A 2,369-nucleotide genomic window follows, 5' to 3' on the forward strand; every position below is an offset into this window, starting at 1 on the left:
CAGCACAACCCCAAGCAAGGCCCACCAGCCCCAGGTCTGCGGCAGGTAGCTGACGGGTGCAGGCAGGGCCAGGGTTTGCAGTTGCTCAATGCTGGGGATAGGACTGCTCATGGCCGCGCCCCGCCCAGTTTGCCCAGTTCGATCCGCAGCTGGCTGTGAGTATCCTGCGCGGTGCTGAACATCATCAGCGGCACCTGGCTGCGGCGCAGCAGGCTGGCGATGTCCTTGAAGCGCCCGCTGAGGAAGTCGCCCAGTGGCTGGCGTACGTGTGCGTGCTCTACCGCCAGCTCCACTTGCAACTGGCCCTGGGTAACCAGCAAGCGCCCGGTATCGGGCAGGTCCAGCGCCAATGGGTCGTAAACCTGCATGGCGATGACATCGTTGTGCACTGCCAGTTGGCGCAGCAACTGCAGGGTGTGCGGCCCGGCCCCGGCGAAATCGCTGATCAGGCAAATCAGGTGGTCGTGACCGGCGATGGCCAGGCAATGTTGCAGGACCTTGTCCAGTTGGTCGGCGTCTTCGCAGTCCGGTTGAGTGGCATTGAGTTCCTGGTTTTGCCGGGCAATTTTGCTGCACAACGCCTCCACCCGTTTGCGGCTGCGCAGCGGGGCAATACTGTCGATGCGTTGATCGTTGAATACCAGGGCGCCCACCCGGTCACCGGCGTTGAACACCATCCATGCGGCCAGTGCACCCAGTTCGGCAGCGGTGGCGGATTTGAAGCTGCGGCTGGAGCCAAAAAACATCGACATGCGCTGGTCGACCACGATCAAGGCCGGGCGGTCGCGTTCTTCGGTAAAGGTACGCACCACTGGCTTGCCAGTGCGCAATGAGGCGCGCCAGTCGAGGTGGCGAAGGTCGTCACCGGGTTGATAGCGGCGTAGTTCGTCAAAATTCAGGCCGCGGCCACGCAAGCGCGAAGCATGATTGCCCGAGAGGATACTGCCGTGGGGTTGGCGGGCGACAAAACTCAACGCCCGCGCTTTGAACTCCAGCGCCATCAGTTGCGCAAGCGAGACGTATACCAGGCCGTCGGCCTCCTGCCGTTGGGCGTGCATCAGGCAGGTATCGCGACTTTGTCGAGTATGCGTTGCAGTACCTGATCAGCGCTGACGCCATCGGCCACGGCGTCGTAGCTCAGTTGCAGGCGGTGGCGCAGTACCGGATACGCCACGGCGCGCACGTTGTCCGGGGTGACAAAGGCCTGGCCGCGCAGCCAGGCGTCGGCACGGGCGCAGCGGTCAAGGCCGATACCGCCGCGGGGGCTGGCGCCGATACTGATCCAGCGGGCCAGATCGGCGTCATAGTCGGCAGGACGGCGGGTGGCGTTGATCAGGTCGATCAGGTAAGCATCGATGGCGGGGGACACGGCCACTGTGGCGACTTCGCGGCGAGCCGCGAAAATCACCTCCTGACCCAGGGTAAACGGCGGGGCTGTATCGGCCGTGGCGTGCTGCACCTGTTCCTCAGCGCGCAGCATGCGCAGCACCCGGGATTCATCTGCCGGGCTTGGGTAGTCGAGCAGCACTTTCATCACAAAGCGGTCCATCTGCGCCTCGGGCAGCGGGTAGGTACCTTCCTGTTCGATGGGGTTTTGCGTAGCCAGCACCATAAACAGTGCGGGCAGCGGGTGGCTGTTGCCGGCGACGGTGATCTGCCGTTCTTCCATGGCTTCAAGCAGGGCCGCCTGCACCTTGGCCGGGGCGCGGTTGATTTCGTCGGCCAGGATCAGGTTGCCGAACAACGGCCCGGGTTGAAAACGGATCAGGTTCTGGCCGTCCACCTGGTGCAGCACCTCGGCGCCGGTGATGTCCGATGGCAGCAGGTCAGGGGTGAACTGGATACGGCTCATCTGCGCCTCCAGGTGCCTGGCCAACGCCTTGACGGTGCGGGTCTTGGCCAAACCCGGCAGGCTTTCGAGGAGCAGATGACCGTTGGCCAGCAACCCGACGATGATCTGGCGGATAACCTCGTCCTGGCCCAATACCGCTTCGGCGATGCTGGCTTGCAGGGCATTCAGATCGTTGAGCGCTGTCATAAAGCATTCCTTGCTTGAGCACGATTACCAGGGGGCGGGGACCATCACAAACTGCACGTTGCCACCCACATAGCGGGGCTGATACCAGGTTGGTCCGCAGTGTTGATACGCCACATTGTTGGCCACGACCGATACGCAGTCCGCAGGCACGCTGGTGACTTGCGAGCCGATGGCTATTGCCGTGGCCGTGGTTGCACCGACCACGGCGGCGGCTGCCCACGGGTGATACCAGTTGTCCGGTGGTGGTGGCGCAGGCAAGGGCCGTGGCGGAGGTGGCATGGGCCGTGGTGCCGGGTAGGGATGCGGTTGGGGGGCCGGCTGCGGGTAGGGG

General features: G+C 64.0%; 3 protein-coding genes and 1 pseudogene. All 4 read right to left on the minus strand.

The annotated features are described in order from the left end of the window. Positions 1-111: DUF4381 family protein (locus tag GHO03_RS25690; protein WP_153400658.1), on the minus strand; the 111-nt coding region annotated here is incomplete at its 3' end. After that, on the minus strand, positions 108-1,058 hold the full coding sequence (locus tag GHO03_RS24200) for a DUF58 domain-containing protein (protein WP_095023536.1): 951 nt from the start codon (positions 1,056-1,058) through the stop codon (positions 108-110). The genes GHO03_RS25690 and GHO03_RS24200, both read right to left, overlap by 4 nt. Continuing rightward, entirely contained in the window at positions 1,058-2,038 is a 981-nt protein-coding gene (locus tag GHO03_RS24205) for a MoxR family ATPase (protein ID WP_095000489.1), read from the minus strand. Before GHO03_RS24205 ends, GHO03_RS24200 begins: the two co-directional genes overlap by 1 nt. 24 nt (positions 2,039-2,062) lie before the next feature. After that, positions 2,063-2,369 (minus strand): annotated as a pseudogene (locus GHO03_RS24210) (hypothetical protein); the annotation flags it as partial.

It is taken from the genome of Pseudomonas sp. FSL R10-1339 (genome assembly GCF_009600545.1).
In the GTDB taxonomy this organism is placed as follows: Bacteria; Pseudomonadota; Gammaproteobacteria; order Pseudomonadales; family Pseudomonadaceae; genus Aquipseudomonas; species Aquipseudomonas bubulae.